The sequence below is a fragment of the Ralstonia sp. 24A2 genome (assembly GCF_051783885.1).
In the GTDB taxonomy this organism is placed as follows: Bacteria; Pseudomonadota; Gammaproteobacteria; order Burkholderiales; family Burkholderiaceae; genus Ralstonia.
Map to the genome: position 1 here is coordinate 1,949,625 of NZ_JBPVZD010000002.1, position 25,118 is coordinate 1,974,742.

Genomic DNA, 25,118 nt, shown 5'->3' on the forward strand with positions numbered 1-25,118 from the left:
CTCGCTTTTCTTTGACCCCGGTTCTAGATGACCGGTCGAATAGTCTCACTTCTGGAGCTGGTATGCCCCAACAACTGCTGTCGCCTGTTCAGGTCGGTCGCACGACCCTCGCCAATCGCGTCGTCATGGCGCCACTCACACGCTCGCGTGCGGGCCAGCCCGGTGACGTGCCGACCGAGTTGAACGTGACCTACTACGCGCAACGCGCCACGGCCGGCCTGATCGTGACGGAAGCCACGCAAATTTCCCGCCAGGGCCAGGGCTACGCCTGGACGCCGGGCATGTACACCGACGAACAGGAGGCTGGCTGGAAGGCCGTGGTGGATGCCGTGCATGCCAAGGGCGGCCGCATCTCGCAGCAGCTCTGGCACGTGGGCCGCATCTCGAACACGCTGCTGCAAGAAAACGGTCAGGCGCCTGTCGCGCCATCAGCCATCGTCGCCAAGGGTGCGCAGAGCTTTGTCGTGCACCCTGACGGCACGCCGGGCAACGAGCCCACCAGCGAGCCGCGCGCACTGGCCACGGAAGAAATCCCGGGCGTCATCGCGCAGTACCGTCAGGCCTTCCTGCGTGCACGCCGTGCTGGCTTTGATTTCGTTGAAATCCACGCTGCCAACGGTTACCTGCTGCACCAGTTCCTTTCCACCAACAGCAATCAACGCACCGACCAGTACGGCGGCTCGCTGGAAAACCGCGCACGGCTGATTCTGGAAGTGGTCGATACTGCCATCGCTGAGATCGGCGCCGATCGCGTCGGCATTCGCCTGTCGCCGCACTTTGTTGCGCACGACATCGCCGATGCTGAAGCAGAAACCAGCGCGCTCTACCTCGCGCGTGAGCTGACCAAGCGCGGCATCGCCTATCTGCACATCGCTGAGCCGGACTGGGCGGGCGGCCCGGAGTTGTCAGGCGAGTTCCGTCGCCAACTGCGCGATGCCTTCATGGGCACGCTGATTGTCTGCGGCCAATACAGCGCGGAAGAGGGCGAGCAGATGGTGGCTTCGGGTCTGGCCGATGCGGTGGCCTTTGGTCGTCCGTTTATCGCCAACCCGGATCTGGTGGCGCGCTTCCGCGCCGGCGCGGTGCTCAACAAGCCGGACCGCACGACCTACTATGGCGGTCAGGAAAAGGGCTACACCGACTATCCGACGCTGGAAGAGGCTGCCTGACCGGTATCCTTCGCTCCAATGAAAAAGCCGCGCTGGGTTGCTGCCCACGCGGCTTTTTCGTTGAGCGCTAACGTGCTCAGGGCTGGATCACCACCTTGCCCGTCACTTTACGTGCGGCCATGTCGAGCAGCGCCTGCGTAGTCTGTTCCAGCGGATAGCGCGCCGAAATGTGCGGGCGGATCTTGCCTTCCTGCATCCAGCCGAGCATCTGCATCATGTTGGCCAGATTCGCCTTCGGCTCGCGGCGGGCAAATTCGCCCCAGAACACGCCTACCAACGACGCGCCCTTGAGCAGCGCCAGGTTCAGCGGCATTTTCGGGATCTCGCCGTTGGCAAAGCCCACCACCAGATAGCGGCCACGCCAGGCGATAGAGCGGAATGCCGGCTCGGCATAGATGCCACCGACCGGGTCATAGATCACGTCCGGGCCCTTGCCGTCGGTCAATTCCTTGATGCGCTCGCGCAGGTCTTCGGTCGAATAGTTGATCAGCGCATCGGCACCGTGGTCCTTGCAGACGGCGAGCTTTTCATCGCTCGACGCCGCAGCAATCACGCGCGCACCGAGGGCCTTGCCGATTTCGATGGCCGCCAGCCCGACACCGCCTGCCGCGCCCAGCACCAGCATCGTCTCGCCGGCCTTGAGTTGACCGCGATCGACCACTGCATGATGCGACGTACCGTAGGTGAGGGTGAACGCCGCAGCGGTATCAAACGCCATGCCTGGCGGCATCGGCATCACCACCTTGGCCGACGCCTTCACCTGAGAGGCAAACGCGCCCTGGCCGAGGAAGGCGATCACATGGTCGCCCACTTTCACGTGCGACACGCCTTCGCCCACCGCATTGACCACGCCTGCCACTTCCGAGCCCGGCGTGAAGGGCAGTTCCGGCTTGAACTGATACTTGTTCTGGATGATCAGCACGTCGGGAAAATTCACCCCCGCGGCCTTCACGTCGATGACCACTTCACCGGCGCCCGGCGACAGGTCCGGCAGCGTTTCAATCACCAGCGATTCGGGCGGGCCCCAGGTCTTGCAGACGACGGCTTTCATCTTGTGTCTCCTGATCGGTCTTGCGTTGGATGGTTCGCTTGTCTCGCATGCTTCGTGCGCGATCTCGTCCGGCAGTGTAACCGAATAAAAGCACGGTCGTTCGATTCGATCGCGAGCGATTTTGCGGGTGATGGGATGGGCAGTTTGTCGAGCGATTTTTGTAAGCGTGTACAACGCGCTGGTGAGCACGATTCGTTAACGTTGCTCGGTTACAATCCGCGCCATGCACATTCTTATCGCCAACGACGACGGATACCTCGCGCCGGGCCTCGCCGCCTTGCACCGCGCACTCAGCCCATTGGGGCGCGTGACGGTGGTGGCGCCCGAGCAGAACCACAGCGGTGCATCCAACTCACTCACGCTGCAGCGTCCGCTGTCGGTGTTTGAAGCAACGGATGGTGCCCAGAAGGGTTTCCGCTTCGTCAACGGTACCCCGACGGATTGCGTCCATATCGCCCTGACCGGCATGATCGAAGAGAAGCCCGACTTGGTCGTCTCTGGTATCAACCAGGGGCAGAACATGGGCGAAGACGTGCTGTATTCCGGCACCGTCGCTGCTGCCATCGAGGGTCATCTGTTCGGCATTCCGTCGATTGCGTTTTCGCAGGTCGACAAGGGCTGGACGCATCTCGATGCTGCTGAGCGCGTCGTTCGCGAGGTGGTGGAACGTTACCTCTCTGATCCGCTCGAGGGGCAGATGCTCCTCAATGTGAACATTCCGAATCTGCCGTACAGCGAACTGGCCGGCTGGCGTGCCACGCGCCTGGGCAAGCGGCACCAGTCGCAGCCGGTGATCCGCCAGGCTAACCCGCGCGGCGAGCCGATCTTCTGGGTCGGCGCCGCCGGCGATGCCAAGGACGCCAGCGAAGGCACCGATTTCCATGCGGTCGCGCACGGCTTTGTCTCGCTGACACCGCTGCAGCTCGATCTGACCGACACGGCGCAACTGCGCACCGTGCGCCGCTGGCAAACGCCATGATCGCCACGGTGGCCCATGTCTGAGCGTTCGCGCGACCGGCGCTTTCCCCTGACGCTTGACGCGGTGGTCGAGCGCAAGCCTGTGGAGCGTCAGCGCGAAACGCGCATCTCGTCCGGTGTGAGTGCCGTGTCGAAACCAACGCCTGCACGCGTGGCGTCGGTCGAGCGCGTGCAGCCTGCGTCGGCACAAACACCTGCGCCGCAGCGTGTGGCCGGCGTGGATGCGGCGGTTGGTGCTGTCGCAGCGAGCGCCGTGCAGGCACGTACGGCTGCCGCGCATGCGGCTGCGGGCGGCATGGCCTCGGACCGTGCACGTCAGGCATTGGTCGGCCGCGTACAAGCGGCGGGCGTGAGCGACAAACGTGTGCTGGCTGCAATCGGTACAGTGCCGCGCCATCTGTTCGTTGACGCTGGCCTGGCCTCGCAGGCCTATGAAGATTCCGCGCTGCCAATCGGTCATCAGCAAACGATATCGAAGCCTTCGGTGGTCGGTCGGATGATCGAGTTGTTGCTGCGTGAGCGCCCCGCGCGTGCCCAAAACTTGCCGCTCGCGCGCGTGCTCGAAATTGGAACTGGCTGCGGCTACCAGGCCGCCGTGCTCTCTCAGGTGGCCGGCGAGGTGTATTCGATCGAACGCATCCGTCCGCTGCACGAGAAAGCCAAAGCGAACTTGCGGCCACTCCGCGTGCCAAACATCCGTCTGCATTACGGCGACGGCATGCTGGGGCTGCCGAAGGCGGCGCCGTTCGACGCCATTATCCTGGCAGCAGCCGGGATGGAGGTGCCGCAGGCGCTGCTCGACCAGCTTGCCGTTGGCGGTCGCCTGATCGCTCCGGTGGCGACGGATCGCAATAGCAGTGGCTCGGGCCCGGCGCAACAGCTTGTGCTGATCGAGCGCCGCAGCCGCTTCCAGTTTCACAGTACCGCGCTTGAAGGCGTTTTCTTTGTCCCTTTAAAATCAGGAACTGTTTAGCATGTTCATTTCCCGGAGTTCCATGAACCCTCCAAGCCCCGCACGCGCAGGCCGGCTTGCCGTGGCGATGGTGTCGGCCGCATTGCTGGCGGCTTGCGCATCCTCCGGCAACCAGGCGCCCGTTCTCGACCGCACCTCGCGTGCCGGTACCTCTTCCGCCGCCTCGCAAGAGCCGCCGCCTCCTGGCTACTATCGGGTCAAGCGTGGCGATACGCTGTACAGCATCGCCTTGCGCAATGGCCAGGCGCCGCGTGATCTCGTGGCGTGGAACAACATCCCCAACGCGAATCAGATCGAAGTTGATCAACTGATACGCGTGGTGCCGCCCAACGCAGATGTCAGCAGCAGCGGTGCGGTTGTCACGCCGGTCCGCCCGGGCAACACGAGCACGCAACCCGTTGATTCCACATCGGCAGCGGCTTCGGTCACGGCGTCGTCGGGCGCCTCTGCCGGGGCAAGTGATAGCGCAATCGCGCTGGCCTGGCCGGCACGCGGTGCGCTACTCAATCGCTTCGATGACAAGGCCAACAAGGGTATCGACATCGGTGGTAAACGCGGTGACGCCGTGGTCGCTGCCGACGACGGAAAAGTGATCCACGTCGGACCCTTGCGTGGGTACGGGAATCTTGTCATCATCAAGCACAACGACACGTTCCTGACCGCCTACGGCAACAACGACAAGGTTCTGGTCACCGAGCAATCCACGGTCAAGAAAGGGCAAAAGATCGCCGAAATGGGCAGTACCGATGCGGATCGCGTGAAGCTTCACTTTGAAGTGCGCCGCAACGGTAAGCCCGTCGATCCGATGCGCTTCCTGCCGCCTCAATAGAGGAATGCATGCCGCGTCAAAAAGCCGCCACTCCCGCCACCCCCGTCGATGGCGACATCGATGCTGCAGATGGCAAGAGCACCCAAAACGGGCGCGCGGGGCGGCGTGCGCGCGGCGCGGCGCAACCTCAGGCGGAAGAGATCGAGGTTGTCGATACGCTGATCGATGACCTGCCAGTCGCCGAGGCGGCTGACGTCAACGACGCTTCCGACGGTGCCGACGAGCCTGACGAAGACGAAGAAGACGCCGAGGAGGCGGAAGAGGCCGCACCCGAGGAAGACTTCCGCAAGGTGCTGCAGGCCGAATTGGCTGCCGACACCGTCCAGCACTACCTCAATCGCATCAGCATCAAGCCGCTGCTGACGCCGGCCGAGGAGCTGCATTTCTCGACGCTAGCCAAGGCGGGTGAGTTTGCCGCGCGGCAGGTGATGATCGAGCGCAACCTGCGTCTCGTTGTCAGCATCGCAAAGGGTTATCTGAACCGCGGCGTGCCACTGCTCGATCTGATCGAAGAGGGCAATCTCGGTCTGATGCACGCGATCGAGAAGTTCGATCCGGAGCGTGGCTTCCGTTTTTCGACCTACGCCACGTGGTGGATCCGCCAAAGTATCGAACGCGCCATCATGAACCAGGCGCGTACGGTTCGCCTGCCGGTCCACGTGATTCGCGAGCTCAATCAGGTGCTGCGCGCCAAGCGCCATCTGGAAAAGAGCGGGGTGGATGGGCGTGATGCGAGCCTGGAAGACATCGCGCACCTGCTCGGCAAGACCACCGATGAAGTGCAGGACGTGCTCTCGCTCAACGAGCATACGACCTCGCTCGATACGCCGTTCGATCTCGATCCGGGCACCAGCCTCCTCGATTTCCTATCGGACGAGCATGGTGCCTCTCCGGATCAGGAGGTTGCGCATCGCGAGCTGTCGCAACTGATGAAGTCGTGGCTGGCGCGCTTGTCCGACAAGCATCGCTACGTGGTCGAGCGCCGTTTTGGCCTCAATCACATCGAACCTGCCACGCTGGAAGAGTTGGCCGCCGAGATGGGCCTGACGCGCGAGCGCGTGCGCCAGATCCAGCAGGAGGCGCTGGTCAAGCTCAAGCGCCATTTCGCCTCGCAGGGCGTGCGCAAGGACGCGGTGCTGTAAGGCGCCTCCGTCCAGTTGCTTCGATTCTTAATCGTCGCCACGTAGCTCCAGTAGCATCGGTTGATGGTCCGATGCCTGCGTGGTGCTATTCACTTCTACGCGCAGCACGCGCGCCTTCAACGGTTCGCTGATCAGCACGTAGTCACACGCGTAAGCCGGCTCGGTCCAGTCAGTGCGATCGTGTACGCCGAAGGTTGGCGGCTGCGGCGTCGCGCCGTGTGCGATCTCCCACGCATCGTGCAGTGCGGGTTCCCGTGAAAATGGAACCGTAGCCAGGCGCTTGGGCGTGGAGTCAGGCTTGCAGTTGAGATCGCCGCAAATGATCGTGGCAGTCGTTTGCGCAAGAGGCCGGAACGGGCCAGCATCTGGCTCCGCGCCAAGTACGGACGGGTGCGCCGCACGACTACAGCCTTCCGCGTGTATTGCCCGTAGCGCGTCGATCTGTGCCAGTCGCTGGGTCTCTGAGTAGTATTCCAGATGTGTTGTGAGGATGCGCAGTGGTCCGAATGTGGTCTGCACGAGCGCCTCGATGGCCATGCGCGGCATCGCCGGTGTGGCATCCGGCGGGCTGGGTAGTGCGTGGCGCATGACGTAGAGCACCGGCAGGCGCGTGGCGATTGCATTGCCGAAGCGCTGCACGTGCGCGCCGTCGTGGCGCTCAAGCGCAAAGCCGCCGATCACGGTGTATTCCGGGCCGAGCGCATCAGCGAGTTCACCCCACTGGTCGGCGCTCGGGTGGCCGGGCAGGTTGCCGAAGCCGGAGGTGACTTCCTGCAGGCAGAGCACGTCGAAGTCAGCCATTGCGCGCGCTTCGGTGAGTTGGCGCGTGAGGTCGACGCGCCCGTCCGCGCCGCGGCCCCACTGGATGTTCCACGTCAGGATAACGGTGCCCATGCTGGTCCTCCGGTGTCTTACAATGCCGCCCTTGTCCCCAATTTGTTCAGGCTCGCCCGTGTCTCAAGCTGCACCCACCGCCATGCCGTCGTCTTCTGATTCCGCAACTGCCGCGCCGGCCAAGGCTCCGCGTGGGCGCAGGAAGCCCGAGATGCCGGTAGCCGGCCCATTGGAGATTGTCTCGCTCGATGGCGAGGCGCGCGGCATTGGCCGTCTGGCCAATGAGGATGGCACGCCTGGCAAGGTTGTCTTCGTAGAAGGCGCGTTGCCGGGCGAACTGGTGACGTACCGTAGCCATCGCGCCAAACCGTCGTACGAGCAGGCGAGCGTGGTGAGCATTCTGCGCCAGTCCGCCTCGCGTGTGACGCCGCAGTGCAAGTTCTTTGGCGTGTGCGGTGGCTGCTCGATGCAGCATCTGGATTCGCGCGCGCAGGTCGCCATCAAACAGCGTGTGCTGGAGGATGACCTGTGGCACCTGGCCAAGCTGCGCCCGGACGTCGTGTTCCGGCCGATTGCCGGGCCGGATTGGGGCTATCGCTATCGCGCTCGTTTGACGGTACGTCACGTGGCAGCCAAGGGTGGCGTGCTGGTGGGCTTTCACGAGCGCAAGAGCAGTTATGTGGTCGACATGACCTCATGCGAAGTGCTGCCGCCGCATGTGTCGGCGCTGCTGGTACCGTTGCGTGGGCTGGTGGGGCGTCTCTCCATTTTCCAGCGCATGCCGCAGATCGAACTGGCTGTCGGTCAGGATGTGACGGTGCTGGTGCTGCGCAACCTCGAGCCGCTCACCTCCGCTGATGAGGCAGAACTGCGCGCGTTTGCCGATCAACACAACGTTCAATTCTGGCTGCAGCCCAAGGGGCCGGATACGGTGTATCCGTTCTATCCGCTCGACCGAGCGCTGACGTACACGCTGCCCGAGTTCGGCATCACGATGCCGTTCAAGCCGACGGATTTCACGCAGGTCAATCACCAGATCAATCGTGTGCTGATGTCGCGGGCGCTGAAGTTGCTGGATGCGCAGCCGGGCGATCGCTTGCTCGACCTGTTCTGCGGGATCGGCAATTTCACGCTGCCAATGGCCACGCGCGCCCGCGAGGTCATGGGCATCGAGGGTAGCGAAGCGCTGACCACGCGTGCGCTCGCCAACGCTCAGCACAACGGGCTCGATGCGAAGACGACGTTCGCTTGCCGCAACCTGTTCGAAGTGACTGCAGATGATATTGCCGCGCTGGGCAAGTTTGACCGCTGGTTGGTCGATCCGCCGCGTGAAGGGGCGCTGGCGGTTTCCAAGGCGTTGGCAGAGTTGGCGCAACGCGGTGGTGACGCGCTGGCGCTTCTGCCAAAGCGTATCGTCTACGTGTCGTGCAACCCGGCGACGTTGGCGCGCGACGCGGGCTTGCTGGTGCACGAAGCCGGCTACCGGCTGGCCGGGGCGGGCGTGGTGAACATGTTCCCGCACACGTCGCACGTGGAGTCAATGGCAGTGTTTGAGCGCGACTGATCCGCTATCGCGTGTCTCTCAGGCAAAAAAAAACCGGCGCACAAGGCGCCGGTTTTTTTTGCTGCGCTGTTTCCAGCGCGCTGCGGGTGCTTAGTTCCGATTGCCGCCGAAGATCCCCAGGATCGCCAGCAGGTTCGTGAAGATGTTGTAGACGTCCAAGTAGATTGCGAGGGTGGCGGTCACGTAGTTGGTCTCGCCGCCGTTCACGATGCGTTGCACGTCGAACAGGATATAGGCCGAGAAGATCGCGATGGCCAGTACCGAGATCGTTAGCATCATCGCGGGCATCTGCAGCCAGATATTGGCCACCGATGCGACGATCAGCACCAGCACGCCCATGAATAGCCACTTGCCCAAGCCCGAGAAGTCACGCTTGCTGACCGTGGCTACCGTCGCCATCACGCCGAAAATGATCGCCGTGCCGCCGAAGGCCGTCATGATCAGCGCCGCGCCGTTCGAGTAGCTGCCGAGCGTGAAGCCGATCAGGCGCGACAGCATCAACCCCATGAAGAACGTGAAGCCAAGCAGTAATGCCACACCCAGGCCGCTGTTCTTGAAGCGCTCGATGGCGTAGAAAAAGCCAAAGGCCACCGCCATGAAGATGATGAAGCCCATCAGCGGGCGGCCGCCCATCAAGTTGAAGCCAGTGGTGACGCCGATCCACGCACCGAGGATGGTGGGGATCATCGAAAGCGCGAGCAGCCAATAGGTATTGCGCAGCACACGGTTGCGGACGGCCAACGCGCCGGCGGTGCCGGAAGCGCCAAAACCGTACGTGTTGAGTTGGTTGTCCATGCGAACTCCTTGGGTGAATGACATTGCAGACAATACAGCGACGTTGCGAATGTGGCATCCGAAGTGCGGTTTTGCAAGTCGCGTCGTCCCTACTTTGAGGGGGCAGGATGCCACGCGGTTCCGACGTCCGGGCGATGATCGGGCCGGAAAGCGCACTTCCGGGGTGACTTTTTATGCTCTCGATAAGGCAATCCTAAGCCCGTCTTCCTTGTCACGTCGCGCGGAGCGGGCAGGGTGATGCATGGGTCGCCTCCCGCGGCAGGCGGGCGCTGGGCGTGGTTGCACCGCTTGACATCCAATCTGGCTGCGCCCCGTGTTAGAATCTAACGTTTATCTTTCACGTAACACCTTCATTTTTTGGAGTTTTTAATGGCGATCGAACGCACCCTCTCGATTATCAAACCGGACGCAGTGGCCAAGAATGTCATCGGCCAGATCTACGCCCGTTTCGAAGGCGCAGGCCTGAAGGTCGTTGCGGCCAAGATGATCCATCTGTCGCGCGGTGAAGCCGAGCAGTTCTACGCTGTGCACAAGGAGCGCCCGTTCTTCAAGGATCTGGTTGACTTCATGATCTCGGGCCCGGTGATGGTGCAAGCGCTGGAAGGCGAAAACGCAATCGCCAAGAACCGTGACCTGATGGGTGCAACCGACCCGAAGAAGGCAGAGAAGGGCACGATCCGCGCCGACTTCGCTGACAGCATCGACGCCAACGCCGTGCACGGTTCGGACGCTGCTGAAACGGCTGCTGTGGAAGTCGCTTTCTTCTTCCCCGGCCTGAACATTTACAGCCGCTAAGCGTCAACACTAGACTGGAATTGGTGGTTTCGGGTTGCAAGTCATGAACGATGTGGTGAATCTCCTCGATTTCGACGCGCAGGGCCTACTCGCGTACTGCGAGAGCCTGGGCGAGAAGTCGTTCCGCGCCAAGCAATTGCAGCGCTGGATTCACCAGTCGGGCGCGTCCGATTTTGGCGAGATGACCGATCTCGCCAAGTCGCTGCGCGAAAAGCTGGCGACCCGCGCCAACATCCAGGCGCCGGCGGTCATTACCGATCACCTTTCGTCGGACGGCACGCGCAAGTGGCTGGTCGATGTGGGGCAGGGCAATGCCGTCGAGACGGTGTACATCCCCGAAGAGACGCGTGGCACGCTGTGCGTGTCGTCTCAGGCGGGATGTGCCGTCAACTGCCGGTTCTGTTCAACTGGCAAACAGGGTTTCTCGCGCAATCTCAGCGTGGGCGAGATCATCGGTCAGCTCTGGATGGCCGAATTCGCCATGCGCCAGCAGCTCGGTCGCGGCCCCAAGGACGATCGCGTCATCACCAACGTGGTGATGATGGGCATGGGTGAGCCGCTGCTGAATTACGACGCTGTCGTGCCGGCTTTGCGTCTGATGTTGGACGACAACGCGTATGGCTTGTCGCGCCGCCGTGTGACAGTATCCACCTCCGGTGTCGTGCCGATGATGGACCGTCTCGCGCGCGATGTACCAGTGGCATTGGCTGTGTCGTTGCATGCGTCCAACGATGCACTGCGCGATGTGCTCGTGCCGCTGAACAAGAAGTACCCGCTGGCCGAACTGATGGCAGCCTGCCGTCGCTATCTCGAGTTCGCGCCGCGCGATTTCATCACCTTCGAATACTGCATGCTGGATGGCGTCAACGACACCGTCGAGCACGCTCGTGAACTGCTGCGTGTCGTGGCCGACGTGCCGTGCAAGTTCAACTTGATCCCGTTCAACCCGTTCCCAGAGTCCGGGTTGAAGCGCTCGAACAACGAGCAGATCCGCCGTTTCTCGCAAGTGCTGCTGGACGCCGGCATCGTCACCACCATCCGCAAGACGCGTGGCGACGACATCGATGCGGCCTGCGGTCAGTTGGCTGGCGAGGTCAAGGATCGCACGCGCTTGGCTGAGCGCGGCAAGTTTGGCAAGATCGTCGAGATCCCCGTGGTCGGGGCCGACTCCACTCACCGTATGGGTACCGCATGAAGCGTTGGTCGACTGCTGTCAGTCTGGTCTTCACGCTGGCAGCCGCCGGGTGCGCATTGCCGCCGCCGGTCCAGACACAGACACGAGAAGTCACGACAGCCCCCGATCAAAAGGCCGATACCGGCCGCCGGGCCGCGATCCGATTGCAGCTTGCGACGCAGTACCTGGAAGCTGGCCAGGCTGCAACGGCGCTTGAGGAAATCAAGAACGCCATGGCGATCGACCCGAACGTGCCGGGTGCATATCACATCCGTGCGCTGGCTTACATGAACCTGGGCCAACGCGAACAGGCTGACGACAGTTTCCGCAGCGCACTGGCCGCGACGCCGCAAGATGGCGATCTGCTGAATAACTACGGTTGGTTCCTGTGCTCGCAGGGTGGCAAGCCCGATCAAGGCATGGCGATGCTGCGTCAGGCCATCGAGGCGCCGGCAGCTGGTAGCCCAGCCAAGCCGTGGACCAACCTGGGCGTCTGCCAGATGCGCCAGGGCGACCTGGATGGTGCCGAGAAGAGCCTCACGCGTGCCACTTACATCGATGCCAACAATCCGCTGACCAACATGACGTTGGCGCAGCTTTATTACAAGCGCCGCGAGTACTCGCGCGCCATGCCGTTCGTTGAGCGTGTCAACGGCCGCGGCAATCCGACGGCCGAGAGCCTGTGGTTGGGCGCCCGCATTGCGCGCCGCGTGGGCGATGTCTCGCAACAGAATGCATGGAGCGCGCAACTGCAGCGTCGTTTCCCCAATGCGCCCGAAGAGGCGGCTTTCGAACGAGGAGCGTGGGATGACTGACCGCGACGTGGCAAGCGCCGCCGACCTTTCTCAAGGTGCCGCGCCTGCCTCGGGTTCGCCCGCGGCCGCATCGCCGGAGCGCGACGATGCGCTGCGCGAGATTGCCGAACGCCTGCGTGCCGGCCGTGAGCGCCAGCGTTTGACGGTCGAAGACTTGGCTACGCGCCTGAAGGTGGCGCCGGGCAAGCTGTTGGCTGTGGAAGCTGCGGATGTGAGCGCGTTGCCCGACATGACGTTCACCAAGGGGCTGATCCGTGCTTATGCACGCGCTTTGCAGGTTGGCGTCGACGACCAACTCGTCCGACTGAATTCGCGGGCGCCGGTCACCAATATTGGTTTGCGTCCTGAAGGTGGGTTGGGCGAGTCGTTTTCCGACAAGCCGAGCTTTGCCAAGCGCCGCGGTGTCAGCGGTTGGCTCATTGGCGCCTTGGTGGCTGTGGTTGTGGCTGGCGGTGCGCTGGCTGGCATGGATCGACTGAAGCAGTGGTTTGCCGCGCAGACGGCTGCCACGCAAATTACCGAACCTGCTGCGAAGGACGCGCCACCGGCTGAACAGCAGCCGGCGTCGACTGAGGCGGCGCAAACCCCCGCACTGGCTCCGACGGAAACGCCGGCTGCCTCGATGCCGACGCCATTGACGCCCGTGGCACCGGTTGCTCCGGCTTCTGGTGTGGTGACCGCGCCGCTGGCGCCGCCGCCCACGCTGCCGCGCTCGGACAATGGCGCGGCACTGGCGCCCGTGGCGGATGCTACGAGCACCAAGCCTGCCGTCGTCAACGTCGATGCGCCTGTCGCTGCCGTGCCAAACGCAACCACCAAGCCGGCAGAATCGGCAACCGGTAGCGGCACGGTCTCGGTGCGTTTCTCTGGCGCCTCGTGGTTCGAGATCAAGGACAAGTCCGGCAAGACGCTTGCCAGCGGCCTTGCCAAGGAAGGCGATGCGCGCGACTTGGCGGGCACGCCGCCGTTCAAGGTCACCTTCGGCAACGCGGAGGCCGTGGAGTCACTCACTGTGGGTGGTGCATCGGTCGACATCCAGAAGTACGCCCGCAACCGCGTGGCACGGGCCACGTTGCCCTGAACCGTTTTGTTGAAAGGCACGGTGCCTGGTCGGACGCCGTGCCTTGCCTGACTATGGAAACCTCCACGCCTCTCGATTGCGCCCCCGCTTTGCCTGGTCCGCTGCCGCGCCGGAACTCGCGTGCGGCGGAGATCCGCTGGGGTGACCGCATCGTTCATGTGGGCGGCGCTGCGCCGGTCTGCGTGCAATCGATGACGAATACCGACACCTCGGACGCCATCGGCACGGCGATCCAGGTGAAGGAGTTGGCGCGTGCCGGCTCCGAGCTTGTGCGGATCACCGTCGATACGCCGGCTGCCGCTGCCGCCGTGCCGGCCATCCGCGAGCAACTCGACCGCATGGGTGTGGATGTGCCGCTGGTTGGTGATTTCCACTACAACGGCCACAAGCTGCTGCAGGACTATCCCGAGTGCGCGCAAGCGCTGTCCAAGTACCGCATCAACCCCGGCAACGTGGGGCAGGGCGCGAAGCGTGACACGCAGTTTGCGCAGATGATCGAGATCGCTTGCCGCTACGACAAGCCGGTGCGCATCGGTGTGAACTGGGGCAGCCTCGACCAGGACCTGCTCGCGCGCATCATGGACGAGAACGCCCAGCGTGCCACCCCATGGGATGCGCGCACCGTGATGGTCGAGGCGTTGATCACCTCTGCGATCCAGTCCGCACAGAAGGCGGAAGAGATCGGTTTGCCGGGTAGCCAGATCATCCTGTCGTGCAAGGTGTCGGCGGTGCAGGATTTGATCGCGGTGTACCGCGAACTGGCGCGCCGCTGTAACTACGCGCTGCACCTGGGCTTGACCGAAGCCGGCATGGGCAGCAAGGGTATCGTCGCCTCGACGGCGGCGCTGTCGGTGCTGCTGCAGGAAGGCATTGGTGACACGATCCGTATTTCGCTGACGCCCGAGCCCGGCGCACCACGTGAGAAGGAAGTGATCGTCGCGCAGGAGATCCTGCAGACCATGGGCCTGCGCAATTTCACGCCAATGGTCATCGCTTGCCCCGGTTGCGGGCGTACGACCAGCACGGTGTTCCAGGAGCTGGCCGCGCGTATCCAGTCGTACTTGCGCGAGCAGATGCCGGCATGGAAGGTGACGCACCCAGGCGTTGAAGAGATGAACGTGGCCGTGATGGGCTGCATCGTCAACGGGCCGGGCGAGAGCAAGCACGCCAACATCGGCATCTCGTTGCCGGGCACGGGCGAATCGCCGGCGGCGCCTGTGTTTGTCGACGGCGTGAAGGTGAAGACGCTGCGCGGCGAGCGCATCGCAGAAGAATTCCAGACGATCGTCGACGAGTATGTGCGCACGCATTACGGCGCGCAAACCGAGACGGCATAAGGCTTCACAGCAAGAAATGACAAGCCGGCCTGTAGATGAGGCCGGCTTTTAACGTGACATCATGAGCGAACCCAAACAACAACGCGTGCAGAAGATCGCGGGCGTCAAGGGCATGAACGATCTGCTGCCCAGCGACGCCCCGCTGTGGGAGCATTTCGACAACGCCGTACGCAGCATGCTGCGTGCTTACGGCTACCAGCAGATCCGCACGCCGATCGTCGAACAGACACAACTGTTTGTGCGCGGCATCGGCGAGGTGACGGATATCGTCGAGAAGGAGATGTACTCCTTCTCCGATGCCCTGAACGGTGAGCAGTTGACGATGCGCCCGGAGGGTACCGCTGCCGCCGTGCGTGCCGTGATCGAGCACAACCTGCTGTACGACGGCCCGAAGCGCCTGTGGTACACGGGCCCGATGTTCCGCCACGAGCGTCCGCAGCGCGGTCGCTACCGCCAGTTTCACCAGGTCGGCGTGGAAGCGTTGGGCTTTGCCGGCCCGGATATCGATGCGGAAGTCATCCTGATGTGCCAGCGCCTGTGGGACGACCTCGGCTTGGTGGGCCTGAAGCTCGAGCTGAATTCGCTTGGCCAGGCGGAGGAGCGTGCCGCGCACCGCGCCGATCTCATCAAGTATCTGGAAGGCTTCCAGGACATCCTGGATGAAGACGGCAAGCGCCGCCTGTACACCAACCCGCTGCGCGTGCTCGATACGAAGAATCCTGCGCTGCAGGACATGGCTGCGGGTGCACCCAAGCTGATCGACTATCTGGGCGAGGAGTCCCGCGCGCACTTCGAGGGCGTGCAGAAGCTGCTCAAGGCCAACAACATTCCGTTCACGATCAACCCGCGTCTGGTGCGCGGGCTCGATTACTACAACCTCACGGTGTTTGAGTGGACGACCGACAAGCTTGGTGCGCAGGGTACGGTGGCCGGCGGCGGTCGCTACGATCCGCTGATCGAACAGATTGGCGGCAAACCAGCGCCAGCATGCGGCTGGGCAATGGGCGTTGAGCGCATCATCGAGCTGCTGCGTGAAGAAAAACTGGAGCCGGAAGCGCAGGGCTGCGACGTCTACATCGTCCACCAGGGCGATGACGCACAGGTCCAGGCACTGGTGGCAGCTGAGCGTCTGCGTGATGCCGGCCTAGACGTCATCCTTCACGCCTCGGCGGAAGGGCGCAACGGCAGCTTCAAGTCGCAGTTCAAGCGTGCTGACGCAAGTGGCGCATCCTATGCGGTTATCATTGGCGACGATGAAGTCGCCCAGGGCGTGGCACAGATCAAACCGCTGCGCGGCGATCCGAGTGCCGATGCCCAGCAGACCGTGCCGGCAGACCAACTGGTCGACCGCCTGATCGATGCCATGGTGGCAAACAGCGACTAACTTCCAAACCTCAAGCTCTGCAAAGCATGGCCTACGATCTCGAAGAACAGGAACAACTAGAGAGTCTCAAACACTGGTGGCGTGACAACGGCAACGTGGTGACGTGGATCGCTATCGTGGTGCTGTTGGCTGTGGCCGGCTGGTTCGGTTGGAAGAACTGGCAGCGCAAGCAGGCGGGCGAAGCGTCCGTGCTGTATGAGCAAGTGCAGAAGGCTGTGGATGGTAAGGATGCCGAGAAAATCAAGCGCGCCGCTACCGACATGGAAGACAAGTTTGGCCGCACCGCCTACGCGCAGATGACCGCACTGGCTGCTGCCAAGGCGCTCTACGAGGCGAATGATGCAGCCAGCGCGAAAGCGCAGTTGCAATGGACCATCGATCACGCACGTGATGACGAGTACAAAGCGCTCGCCAAGCTGCGCTTGGCCGGTCTGCTGCTTGACGAGAAAGCCTACGATCAGGGCCTCGCGCTAGTCTCCGGCGACGTTGCACCGGCGTTCACCGCGCTGTTTGCTGATCGTCGCGGCGACCTGCTCGCCGCACAGAACAGGACCGAAGACGCGCGTACCGCCTACAAGCTGGCGCTGGAGAAGTTCGGTTCCGCTGACGCTTCGGCTCGCCAGATCGTGCAGTTCAAGCTGGATGCTCTGGGCGGCGCCTGATCGGCAACGCCTGGGTAGCACTTCAACGCATAACAAAAGGATCCCGATTTCATGATTCACGCACTTGAGCAGGGTGGTCTCGCGCGTGCTGCGCGTGTCGCGGTGCTGGCACTGGCGGCGACGGCCGTTCTGGGCGGTTGCTCGCTGTTCAGCAGCAAGGTCAAGCATGAGCCCGCCAAGCTGAAGGAAGTTCAGCAGGTGCTGGCCGTGAGCCAGGCGTGGAGCGTGAGCGTCGGCAAGAGTGGCCGCTACGTGATGCAGCCGTTCGTCTGGGGTAACAACGTCTACGTGTCGGCCGCCAACGGCGGTGTGACTGCGTTGGATGGCGCAACCGGTCGCACTGTGTGGCAAGGCAAGGCGGATGTCGATCTGACGTCCGGCCCGGGCAGTGACGGCACGCTTACCGCCGTGGCCGGCGAGAAGGGTACCGTTATCGCATTTGACGAAAAAGGCGCGCAAAAGTGGAAGGCCACCGTCAATGGTGAAGTCCTGACTGCACCGCTGGTTGGTCAGGGTTTGGTGATCGTGCGTACGACCGATGGCCGTATTCTGGGTCTCGACGGAAGCAACGGCGATCGCAAGTGGATCTACCAGCGCTCGCCGTCGGCGCTGAACTTGCGCAGCAGCCTGCCGATGATTTTCGCTGGCGACAATGTCATCCTGGGTTTTGCGGGCGGCAAACTGGGTGCACTGGCGGCCAACAATGGGGCGCTGCGCTGGGAAGCGGCGGTATCGTATCCGCGTGGCGTATCGGAAATTGAGCGTCTGAATGACGTGACAGGCGCGCCGTCGATCGATGGCCAGCAGGTTTGCGCAGCCAGCTTCCAGGGTCGCGTGGCGTGCTTCGATGTCAGCACGGGTGCTCCGCGCTGGGGGCGCGATTTCTCCTCGCCGAGCGGCGTGACGCAGGATGGTGGTTCGCTGTTCGCGGCCGATGAGAAGTCGGTCGTCTATGGTTTCAATGCCCAGAACGGCGCAGACCTTTGGAAGAATGACGCGCTGTTGTGGCGTGATCTGGGCGCGCCGCTGGCGTTCGGTCACGCGGTCATCGTCGGCGACGCCGATGGTTGGCTGCACTTCTTGGCCAGCGACAGCGGTAAGTTTGTTGCCCGCGTGAAAGCGGACAGCAGTGCCATCAGCGCGGCGCCGGTGGTGGTCGGCCAGGCGCTCATCGTGCAGACGCGCGGCGGTGGCGTCTACGGCTACCTGCCGAAGTAACACCAGCCGTCGCGTGCAGATAACGCCGCGATGGCAAACGAATCACTCGGGGCGGCTGGCAGTTGCCGGCGCCTTGAACCTGCGCCCGCGTATCCCGCGGGCGTCTTGCATCTGTTCGGTCGGCCGTGCGGGTGCCAACCGCAGTTGCAACAACCGGAATTTGCCGTGACGCCATTCGCGCGCGGTACACAAGCATGAAACCAGTCATTGCCCTCGTGGGGCGGCCGAATGTCGGCAAATCGACCCTGTTCAACCGTCTGACGCGCTCGCGCGACGCGCTGGTCGCGGACATCCCCGGCCTGACCCGCGACCGCCACTACGGCGAGGGCCGCATCGGCGAGCGTCCGTTCATCGCGATCGATACCGGCGGCTTCGAACCCGTCGCCAAAGAGGGCATCGTCGCCGAGATGGCCAAGCAGACGCGTCAGGCCGTGGTCGAGGCCGACGTGGTCATCTTCATCGTCGATGGCCGCTTGGGGCTGGCGCCGCAGGATCGCGTGATCGCCGACTATTTGCGCAAGACCGGACGTCGTATCCTCCTGGCCGTCAACAAGGCCGAGGGCATGCGGTACACCGCAGTCGCCTCCGATTTCTACGAACTGGGATTGGGCGACCCGGCGGCCATTTCGGCTGCGCACGGCGACGGCGTCAACGATTTGGTGGCGGAAGCACTCGACCTCGCGTTTGCCGAGCGTCCGGAGCTTGCCGAGGCAGCCGACGCGCATGACCACGGTACGCGGATTGCTATCGTTGGCCGCCCGAACGTGGGCAAGTCGACGCTGGTGAACGCGCTGATTGGCGAAGAGCGCGTGATTGCGTTTGACATGCCGGGCACCACGCGCGACTCCATCTACGTGGATTTCGAGCGCAACGGCAAGCCGTATACGCTCATCGACACGGCTGGCCTGCGCAAGCGCGGCAAGGTGTTCGAGGCGATCGAGAAATTCTCGGTGGTCAAGACGCTGCAGTCGATCGCAGATGCCAACGTGGTGGTGCTGCTGCTCGACGCCCAGCAGGATATTTCCGACCAGGACGCGCATATCGCCGGCTTCATCGTCGAGTCGGGCCGTGCGCTGGTGGTCGGCGTGAACAAGTGGGATGGGCTCACGGGACACGCGCGTGACCGTATCAAACACGATCTGGAGCGCAAGCTGCAGTTTCTGTCGTTCGCCAACGTGCATTACGTGTCGGCCAAGGAAAAGACGGGTATCGGCGCGCTGCTGAAGTCGGTGGATGCGGCTTATGCTGCCGCCATGGTCAAGTTGCCGACGCCCAAACTCACCCGCGTGTTGCAGGAAGCGGTCGAATTTCAGCAGCCGCGTCGCGCAGGCGTTTCCCGCCCGAAGCTGCGCTATGCGCACCAGGGCGGCTCCAACCCGCCGATTGTCGTGATCCACGGCAACGCGCTGTCGAACATTCCCGACACCTACCGTCGTTTCCTGGAGGGGCGTTTCCGCGAGGCCTTCCAGTTGAAGGGCACCCCGCTGCGAATCGAATTTCGTACGAACAAAAACCCGTACGCCCAATCCAACGAGTGAGCGCGTGCCAAGCCGCGCTCGACTGAGGGCGGGGCGCGCCGGGGCATTCGAATGGGGGATCACCAGAAGGCTGAGCTAGCCATTTCGTATGGCGAAGTCAGCGCTGTTTTCCGTTTGCTTTCCCTGATTTCTAAGGCTAAATTCACGAAACATGGCGCCTCGTGCGCCATTGGTGTCGTTTAGATTCACCTGGCGGACTCTTTTGACGAACTTTTTTTGCGTCGCCTGCTTGAACCCGGGCTTCCCAGCCCCATAACCCATCACTAAACCTATAAATCTGGAGTGTGCCATGAGCAACAAAGGGCAATTGCTACAAGACCCGTTTCTGAATGCGCTGCGTAAGGAGCATGTGCCGGTGTCGATCTACCTCGTCAACGGTATCAAGCTGCAAGGCAATATCGAGTCATTCGACCAGTACGTCGTGCTCCTGCGCAACACCGTTACGCAGATGGTGTACAAGCACGCAATCTCCACCGTGGTGCCGGCCCGTGCCGTGAATTTCCGTGTGGATGAAGCGTCCGACGCCTGATCCTGCCTCGCTCCCGCCGCCCTCTGCGCGGCGGGACGCACCCACCTCGGTTTCACCCCTTCTTTATTTCCCCGCTTGGCATCTCATCCCACCTCCAACCCGGAGCCGACACGCGCCATTCTGGTTGCGGTCGATTTCGGCAAACACGATTTTCAGGAAAGCCTGAGTGAACTGGCGTTGCTGGCTTTCACTGCCGGCTCTGAACCTGTGCGTGCTGTCACTGGCAAACGTTCCCGGCCGGACGCATCGCTGTTCATCGGCTCGGGCAAGGCGGAGGAGGTAAAGATCGCCGCGGACGAGGAAGACGCTGAGATCGTCATCTTCAACCACGCGCTGAGCCCCGCACAGCAGCGTAACCTCGAGCGCTTCTTCGGTCGCCATGTGGTGGACCGGACGGGCCTCATCCTCGACATCTTCAGCCAGCGCGCGCAAAGCCACGTCGGCAAGGTGCAGGTGGAACTCGCGCGCGTGCGCTACCAGGCGGCACGTCTGGTGCGGGCGTGGAGCCACTTGGAGCGCCAGAAGGGTGGGGTCGGCCTGCGTGGCGGTCCTGGTGAGCGCCAGCTCGAGCTGGACCGACGGATGCTGGACGAACGCGCCAAGCGCCTGTCGTCGGAGTTGGACAAGCTGCAGCGCCAGCACGACACGCAACGCCGCTCGCGCAGCCGCAATGATGCATTTTCCGTCTCGCTGGTCGGTTATACGAACGCGGGCAAGTCCACGCTGTTCAACGCGTTGACCAAGGCGCGTGCGTATGCAGCCAACCAGCTGTTCGCCACGCTGGACACCACCTCTCGCCGGTTGTACCTGGAGGGCCTGGGCAACGTGGTGCTGTCGGATACGGTCGGCTTTATCCGTGATCTGCCGACACAACTGGTGGCCGCTTTCCGCGCCACGCTGGAAGAAACCGTGCACGCCGACGTGTTGCTGCACGTGGTGGACGCCGCCAGCACGGTCAAGCACGAGCAGATGGAGCAGGTGGACCGTGTGCTCGATGAAATCGACGCCAGCGGTATCCCGCAGATTCTGGTGATGAACAAGATCGACGCGGCCGAGGAGTTGCGTGCGCAAGGCCCGCGTATCGAGCGTGACGAAAACGGTGCCGTGCGGCGCGTGTTCGTATCCGCCATCGAGGGCGCTGGGTTGGATCTGCTGCGTGAGGCGTTGGTCGAAACGGCCATTCGCCTGCGCGAGAACCCGGCGTCGCATGGCGGCGACTTCGATCCGCGCTTCGATACCCGTCGGGATCACCTCCCTGTGCAACGTGACGAACTGTCGCAGAACTTGCATGGCAGCGGCTCTTCCGCCGAAGGTGACGAAGAGGGCTGATAGAATCACCCGTTACTTCTTTTGCAGTCAGACAATCAGGACAAGCCCAACCGCTCATGCCCGAGATTTCGACCCAGTCTTCTTCCATGGCCACGCCCCGTCCGGCGCGTGGTACGTGGCACCGCTTGCGTGTGCTGCTTTCACTGAACGATCCGCGCTGGGGTCGCGGCGATGACAACAACGCCGAGCGCGAAGACAAAGATGAGCCGAAGCGCCAAAGCAAGCCGCCCCAAGATGGTCCGCCCGACCTCGATGAGTTGTGGCGTGACTTCAACCGTCGTCTGAACAACCTGTTCGGTCGCAAGGAAGGTGGCGATGGCGGCAATGGCGGTCCGACGCCGCTGCGTCCGGGTACCGGTCGCAGTGGCTCCGGCCTCGGTGTCGGCGTGTTGTTGGCTGTGCTGGCGGGCCTGTGGCTGGCCAGCGGCTTCTTCATCGTGCAGGAAGGACAGACCGGCGTGATCCTGCAGTTCGGTCGCTTCAAGTACCTGGCTACGCCGGGTATCAACTGGCGTCTGCCGTATCCGATTGAGTCGCATGAGATCGTCAATCTGTCGGGTGTGCGCACGCTGGAGATCGGCCGCACCACGCAAATCAAGGACACGAACCTGAAGGACTCGTCGATGCTCACGCAGGACGAGAACATCGTCGACGTGCGCTTTTCGGTCCAGTACAACATTGACGATCCGGTCAAGTATCTGTTCTTCAACCGCACGGACCGTGGCGGCGATGAAGAGCTCGTGACGCAGGCTGCCGAGACCTCGGTGCGCGAGATCGTCGGCCGCAACAAGATGGATTCCGTGCTGTACGAAGGGCGCGATGCCGTCGGCCGCAATCTGGCCGAATCAATCCAGCGTATCTTGACGGCGTACAACACCGGCATCCGCATTCTCAGTGTGAACGTGCAGAGTGTGCAGCCGCCCGAGCAGGTGCAGGCCGCATTTGACGACGTGACCAAGGCTGGTCAGGATCGCGAGCGCGCGATCTCCGAGGGCCAGGCTTACGCCAATGATGTGGTGCCGCGCGCCAAGGGTACGGCCGCGCGCCTGGGCGAAGAGGCGCAGGGTTACAAGGCCCGCGTCACGGCGCGCGCCGAAGGTGATGCCGCGCGTTTTGCCTCGGTGCAGCGCGAGTACGCGAAAGCGCCGCAGGTCACGCGCGACCGTATCTATCTGGAGACCATGCAGGACATCTACGCCAACGCGACCAAGGTGATGGTCGATCAGAGCAACGGCAGCCTGCTGTACCTTCCGCTGGACAAGCTGATTGCGCAGACCCAAGGCGACGCCACGCGCCCGGCACCGGCGCCTGGCGCTTCGCCGCAGGACAGTGGCGCGGCGCAAGGTGTGCCCATGCCCTCCAACCCGTCGTCGATGAGTGACGCCGACTCGCGTTCGCGCGAGGCGCTGCGTAACCGTGACCGCGATTCCCGCTAAGAGGAGGGCATATGAATCGTCTGATTTCTGCCCTCGTGGCGCTGGTGATTGCCCTGGCGGTGTTCTCGTCGGTGGTATTCGTGGTGGACCAGCGGCAGTACGCCGTGGTGTTCGCCTTTGGTGAGATCAAGCAGGTCATCAAGGAGCCGGGGCTGCACTTCAAGCTGCCGCCGCCGCTGCAAAACGTCGTGTTCATGGACAAGCGCCTGCAGACCATTGACGTGGCTGGCGCTGACCGCTTCATCACGGCCGAGAAGAAGAACCTGCTGGTCGACTGGTTCGTGAAGTGGCGAGTGTCCGATCCGCGCCTGTTCTACGTGAGTTTCAAGGGCGATAACCGCCTCGCGCAGGACAGCATGACGCAGAAGATCAACTCCATCGCGCGTGACGAGTTTGCGCGCCGCACGGTTTCCGACGTGGTTTCCACTGACCGGGAAGCCGTGATGCAGAGCATCCTCAAGGGCGTGCAGGAGTACGGCAAGTCGGTCGGCGTCGACATCATCGACGTGCGCCTGAAGCGCGTGGATCTGCTGGCCAGCGTGACGGAATCGGTCTACCGGCGCATGGAAGCCGAGCGCAAGCGCGTGGCCAACGAGCTGCGTTCGACCGGCGCCGCCGAAGGTGAAAAGATCCGCGCTGATGCCGATCGTCAACGCGAAGTCGTGCTGGCCGATGCTTACCGAGATGCGCAGAAGATCAAGGGTGAGGGCGATGCCCGCGCCGCTGACATCTACGCCGAAGCCTTCGGCCGCGACCCGCAATTCGCCGCGTTCTGGCGGAGCATGGAGGCGTATCGTGCGTCGTTCCGCGATCGCAAGGACGTGATGGTGCTGCAGCCGAACAGCGATTTCTTCAAGTACATGCGCAGCCCGAACGGCGGTGGCTCGGCCGCAGCGCCGACGGCTACCCAGACTGGGCGTCATCGCTAGTACAATGCGTCGCTGATCGTATTTGAGGCGGACAGACCCCGGCTTGCCGGGGTTTTGTTCGTTCGCCACTCGCATCCCATGGAAGAGTCACTCCCCACCGTTTTGCTGGCCGCGTGCGCGCTGGTGCTCGTGTTCGAGGGCATCCTGCCGTTTGTCGCGCCGCAGGCCTGGCGTCGTGCCTTCCAGACGTTGACCGAGCTGCCCGATGAAAAGCTGCGTGTGATTGGCCTAGTGTCGATGGCGGTGGGGCTGATCCTGCTGCGTCTGCTGCATCACTGAGCCGTCGAGCCACTTTTCCTCAGCTTTCCGAATTTCCGCTGATCCTCGATTTCTGACCGAGACCGCCATGCCGACCAATTGGCTGCTGCCTGAATCCATTGCCGACGTGCTGCCCTCCGAGGCGCGCAAGATTGAAGAGTTGCGCCGCCGCATGCTCGACCTGTTCCGCACCTACGGCTACGAACTGGTCATGCCGCCGATGCTGGAATATATCGAGTCGCTGCTCTCCGGCACTGGCCACGATCTGGATCTGAAGACCTTCAAGCTGGTCGATCAGCTCTCCGGCCGCACCATTGGCCTGCGCGCTGACATCACGCCGCAGGTCGCTCGTATTGATGCCCACTTGCTGAATCGTGCCGGCGTGACGCGCCTGTGCTACGCGGGTTCGGTGCTGCACACGCGCCCGAGTGGTTTTCACGTCACGCGTGAGCCGCTGCAGATCGGCGCCGAAATCTACGGCCACGCCGGTCTGGAAGCCGACCTGGAAATCCAGGACCTCATGTTGGCCGCGCTGTCGGCGGCAGGCTTGGCCGATGTACGCCTCGACCTGTGTCACGTTGGCGTGCTGGCCGCGCTGCTGGAGCAGGCGCCGGTCGCATTGAGCGTCCAGGATGAATTGTTTACGGCGCTGGCGTCCAAGGATGTGCCTGCGCTTCGCGTGTTGACGGCTGACCTGCCCACGGCCCAGCGCGATGCGATTAACCTGCTGCCATCGTTGTACGGTGGTGTCGATGTGCTTGCCCGTGCCCGCGCACAACTGCCGGCGCTGCCCGCTATCGGCCGTGCGCTGGACGACCTCTCCATCCTGGCCGAACGCGCCGGCGGCGCCACGGTCAACATCGACCTAGCCGACTTGCGCGGCTACCACTACCACAGTGGTGTGATGTTTACGGCCTATGTGGCGGGCGTGCCCAATGCCGTGGCACGCGGCGGCCGGTATGACAAGGTGGGTGAAGCCTTCGGCCGTGCCCGCCCGGCAACCGGTTTTTCGCTGGACCTGCGCGAAGTGGCTGGCATTTCACCGGTGGAGGCACGCGCAGCCGCTATCCACGCACCGTGGTCGGGCGACGCCAAGCTGCGCGAGGCGATCGCCGCCCTGCGTGCAGCGGGCGAGATCGTCATCCAGTCGTTGCCGGGCCACCCGGAAGATCTCGAAGAATTCGCCTACGACCGCCAGCTCGTGGAAGAGGGCGGAAGCTGGATCGTCAAGCCACGCAAGGCTTTGGCCTGAGCGTGTTGCATAACGTTCTGTAAATACCCGGTAATTTCAGGGAAGA

The 25,118-nt window shown here is 63.1% G+C and carries 24 protein-coding genes; 21 read left to right on the plus strand and 3 right to left on the minus strand.

The window, feature by feature from the left end:
* Positions 1-62 precede the first annotated feature (62 nt).
* Positions 63-1,169, plus strand: a complete 1,107-nt coding sequence (locus ACS13N_RS14010) for an alkene reductase (RefSeq protein WP_438932194.1) — start codon at positions 63-65, stop codon at positions 1,167-1,169.
* Positions 1,170-1,245: 76 nt separating this feature from the next.
* Here ACS13N_RS14010 and ACS13N_RS14015 read toward each other — a convergent pair whose 3' ends face one another.
* The gene (locus ACS13N_RS14015) at positions 1,246-2,220 is read right to left on the minus strand and encodes an NADPH:quinone oxidoreductase family protein (protein ID WP_438932195.1); all 975 of its coding nucleotides are present in this window, start codon (positions 2,218-2,220) and stop codon (positions 1,246-1,248) included.
* 223 nt (positions 2,221-2,443) lie between these two features.
* On the opposite strand from ACS13N_RS14015, the gene surE reads away from it, so the two are divergent.
* The 4 genes from surE to rpoS are packed head-to-tail and all read left to right on the plus strand — an operon-like array spanning position 2,444 to position 6,142.
* Positions 2,444-3,199 (plus strand): 5'/3'-nucleotidase SurE, encoded by a 756-nt coding sequence (surE, locus tag ACS13N_RS14020; protein WP_438932196.1) that lies wholly within the window; start codon positions 2,444-2,446, stop codon positions 3,197-3,199.
* 15 nt (positions 3,200-3,214) lie between these two features.
* Entirely contained in the window at positions 3,215-4,171 is a 957-nt protein-coding gene (locus ACS13N_RS14025; RefSeq protein WP_438932197.1) for a protein-L-isoaspartate(D-aspartate) O-methyltransferase, read from the plus strand.
* Position 4,172: 1 nt separating this feature from the next.
* Positions 4,173-5,000: a peptidoglycan DD-metalloendopeptidase family protein gene (locus ACS13N_RS14030; RefSeq protein ID WP_438932198.1), complete on the plus strand. Its 828-nt coding sequence runs from the start codon at positions 4,173-4,175 to the stop codon at positions 4,998-5,000.
* Between the two features lie 8 nt (positions 5,001-5,008).
* Positions 5,009-6,142 carry an RNA polymerase sigma factor RpoS gene (gene rpoS / locus ACS13N_RS14035; RefSeq protein WP_438932199.1) on the plus strand — a complete coding sequence of 378 codons (1,134 nt, stop codon included), beginning with the start codon at positions 5,009-5,011 and terminating at the stop codon, positions 6,140-6,142.
* Positions 6,143-6,169: 27 nt separating this feature from the next.
* Here the strand turns inward: rpoS and ACS13N_RS14040 are convergent, their stop codons facing one another.
* On the minus strand, positions 6,170-7,036 hold the full coding sequence (locus ACS13N_RS14040) for an endonuclease/exonuclease/phosphatase family protein (RefSeq protein WP_438932200.1): 867 nt from the start codon (positions 7,034-7,036) through the stop codon (positions 6,170-6,172).
* A gap of 151 nt (positions 7,037-7,187) precedes the next feature.
* Between ACS13N_RS14040 and rlmD the strand changes: the two genes are divergently transcribed.
* On the plus strand, positions 7,188-8,540 hold the full coding sequence (gene rlmD, locus ACS13N_RS14045) for a 23S rRNA (uracil(1939)-C(5))-methyltransferase RlmD (protein WP_438932857.1): 1,353 nt from the start codon (positions 7,188-7,190) through the stop codon (positions 8,538-8,540).
* Positions 8,541-8,630: 90 nt separating this feature from the next.
* Here the strand turns inward: rlmD and ACS13N_RS14050 are convergent, their stop codons facing one another.
* Positions 8,631-9,335, minus strand: coding sequence for a Bax inhibitor-1/YccA family protein (locus ACS13N_RS14050; protein WP_048934279.1), 705 nt, complete (start codon positions 9,333-9,335; stop codon positions 8,631-8,633).
* A 369-nt stretch (positions 9,336-9,704) separates the two neighbouring features.
* Here ACS13N_RS14050 and ndk point away from each other — a divergent pair, with 369 nt between their 5' ends.
* The 15 genes from ndk (at position 9,705) to ACS13N_RS14125 (ending at position 25,072) form a co-directional block, all read left to right on the plus strand.
* Positions 9,705-10,130 (plus strand): nucleoside-diphosphate kinase, encoded by a 426-nt coding sequence (gene ndk / locus ACS13N_RS14055; protein WP_021194187.1) that lies wholly within the window; start codon positions 9,705-9,707, stop codon positions 10,128-10,130.
* A 43-nt stretch (positions 10,131-10,173) separates the two neighbouring features.
* Complete coding sequence (rlmN, locus tag ACS13N_RS14060) at positions 10,174-11,325, plus strand: 23S rRNA (adenine(2503)-C(2))-methyltransferase RlmN (RefSeq protein WP_438932201.1); 1,152 nt, start codon at positions 10,174-10,176, stop codon at positions 11,323-11,325.
* On the plus strand, positions 11,322-12,119 hold the full coding sequence (pilW, locus tag ACS13N_RS14065) for a type IV pilus biogenesis/stability protein PilW (RefSeq protein WP_438932202.1): 798 nt from the start codon (positions 11,322-11,324) through the stop codon (positions 12,117-12,119). Before rlmN ends, pilW begins: the two co-directional genes overlap by 4 nt.
* A complete protein-coding gene (locus tag ACS13N_RS14070) occupies positions 12,112-13,200 on the plus strand; it encodes a RodZ domain-containing protein (RefSeq protein WP_438932203.1) in 1,089 nt (362 codons plus the stop codon). The genes pilW and ACS13N_RS14070 overlap by 8 nt, the downstream gene beginning before the upstream one ends.
* A gap of 53 nt (positions 13,201-13,253) precedes the next feature.
* On the plus strand, positions 13,254-14,537 hold the full coding sequence (gene ispG, locus ACS13N_RS14075) for a flavodoxin-dependent (E)-4-hydroxy-3-methylbut-2-enyl-diphosphate synthase (protein ID WP_438932204.1): 1,284 nt from the start codon (positions 13,254-13,256) through the stop codon (positions 14,535-14,537).
* A gap of 61 nt (positions 14,538-14,598) precedes the next feature.
* A complete protein-coding gene (gene hisS, locus ACS13N_RS14080; protein ID WP_438932205.1) occupies positions 14,599-15,921 on the plus strand; it encodes a histidine--tRNA ligase in 1,323 nt (440 codons plus the stop codon).
* Between the two features lie 26 nt (positions 15,922-15,947).
* Complete coding sequence (locus tag ACS13N_RS14085; RefSeq protein ID WP_438932206.1) at positions 15,948-16,583, plus strand: YfgM family protein; 636 nt, start codon at positions 15,948-15,950, stop codon at positions 16,581-16,583.
* Positions 16,584-16,634: 51 nt separating this feature from the next.
* Positions 16,635-17,801: an outer membrane protein assembly factor BamB gene (gene bamB / locus ACS13N_RS14090; protein WP_438932207.1), complete on the plus strand. Its 1,167-nt coding sequence runs from the start codon at positions 16,635-16,637 to the stop codon at positions 17,799-17,801.
* A gap of 194 nt (positions 17,802-17,995) precedes the next feature.
* Positions 17,996-19,339 (plus strand): ribosome biogenesis GTPase Der, encoded by a 1,344-nt coding sequence (der, locus tag ACS13N_RS14095; RefSeq protein WP_048934287.1) that lies wholly within the window; start codon positions 17,996-17,998, stop codon positions 19,337-19,339.
* A 289-nt stretch (positions 19,340-19,628) separates the two neighbouring features.
* Positions 19,629-19,868 carry an RNA chaperone Hfq gene (gene hfq, locus ACS13N_RS14100; protein ID WP_003263868.1) on the plus strand — a complete coding sequence of 80 codons (240 nt, stop codon included), beginning with the start codon at positions 19,629-19,631 and terminating at the stop codon, positions 19,866-19,868.
* 75 nt (positions 19,869-19,943) lie between these two features.
* Entirely contained in the window at positions 19,944-21,197 is a 1,254-nt protein-coding gene (gene hflX / locus ACS13N_RS14105) for a GTPase HflX (protein ID WP_438932208.1), read from the plus strand.
* A gap of 56 nt (positions 21,198-21,253) precedes the next feature.
* On the plus strand, positions 21,254-22,633 hold the full coding sequence (gene hflK, locus ACS13N_RS14110; RefSeq protein ID WP_438932209.1) for an FtsH protease activity modulator HflK: 1,380 nt from the start codon (positions 21,254-21,256) through the stop codon (positions 22,631-22,633).
* Between the two features lie 11 nt (positions 22,634-22,644).
* Positions 22,645-23,562 carry a protease modulator HflC gene (gene hflC / locus ACS13N_RS14115; RefSeq protein ID WP_438932210.1) on the plus strand — a complete coding sequence of 306 codons (918 nt, stop codon included), beginning with the start codon at positions 22,645-22,647 and terminating at the stop codon, positions 23,560-23,562.
* A 78-nt stretch (positions 23,563-23,640) separates the two neighbouring features.
* Positions 23,641-23,841, plus strand: a complete 201-nt coding sequence (locus ACS13N_RS14120) for a DUF2065 domain-containing protein (protein WP_438932211.1) — start codon at positions 23,641-23,643, stop codon at positions 23,839-23,841.
* Positions 23,842-23,908: 67 nt separating this feature from the next.
* Positions 23,909-25,072 (plus strand): ATP phosphoribosyltransferase regulatory subunit, encoded by a 1,164-nt coding sequence (locus ACS13N_RS14125; protein WP_438932212.1) that lies wholly within the window; start codon positions 23,909-23,911, stop codon positions 25,070-25,072.
* Positions 25,073-25,118: the final 46 nt, after the last annotated feature.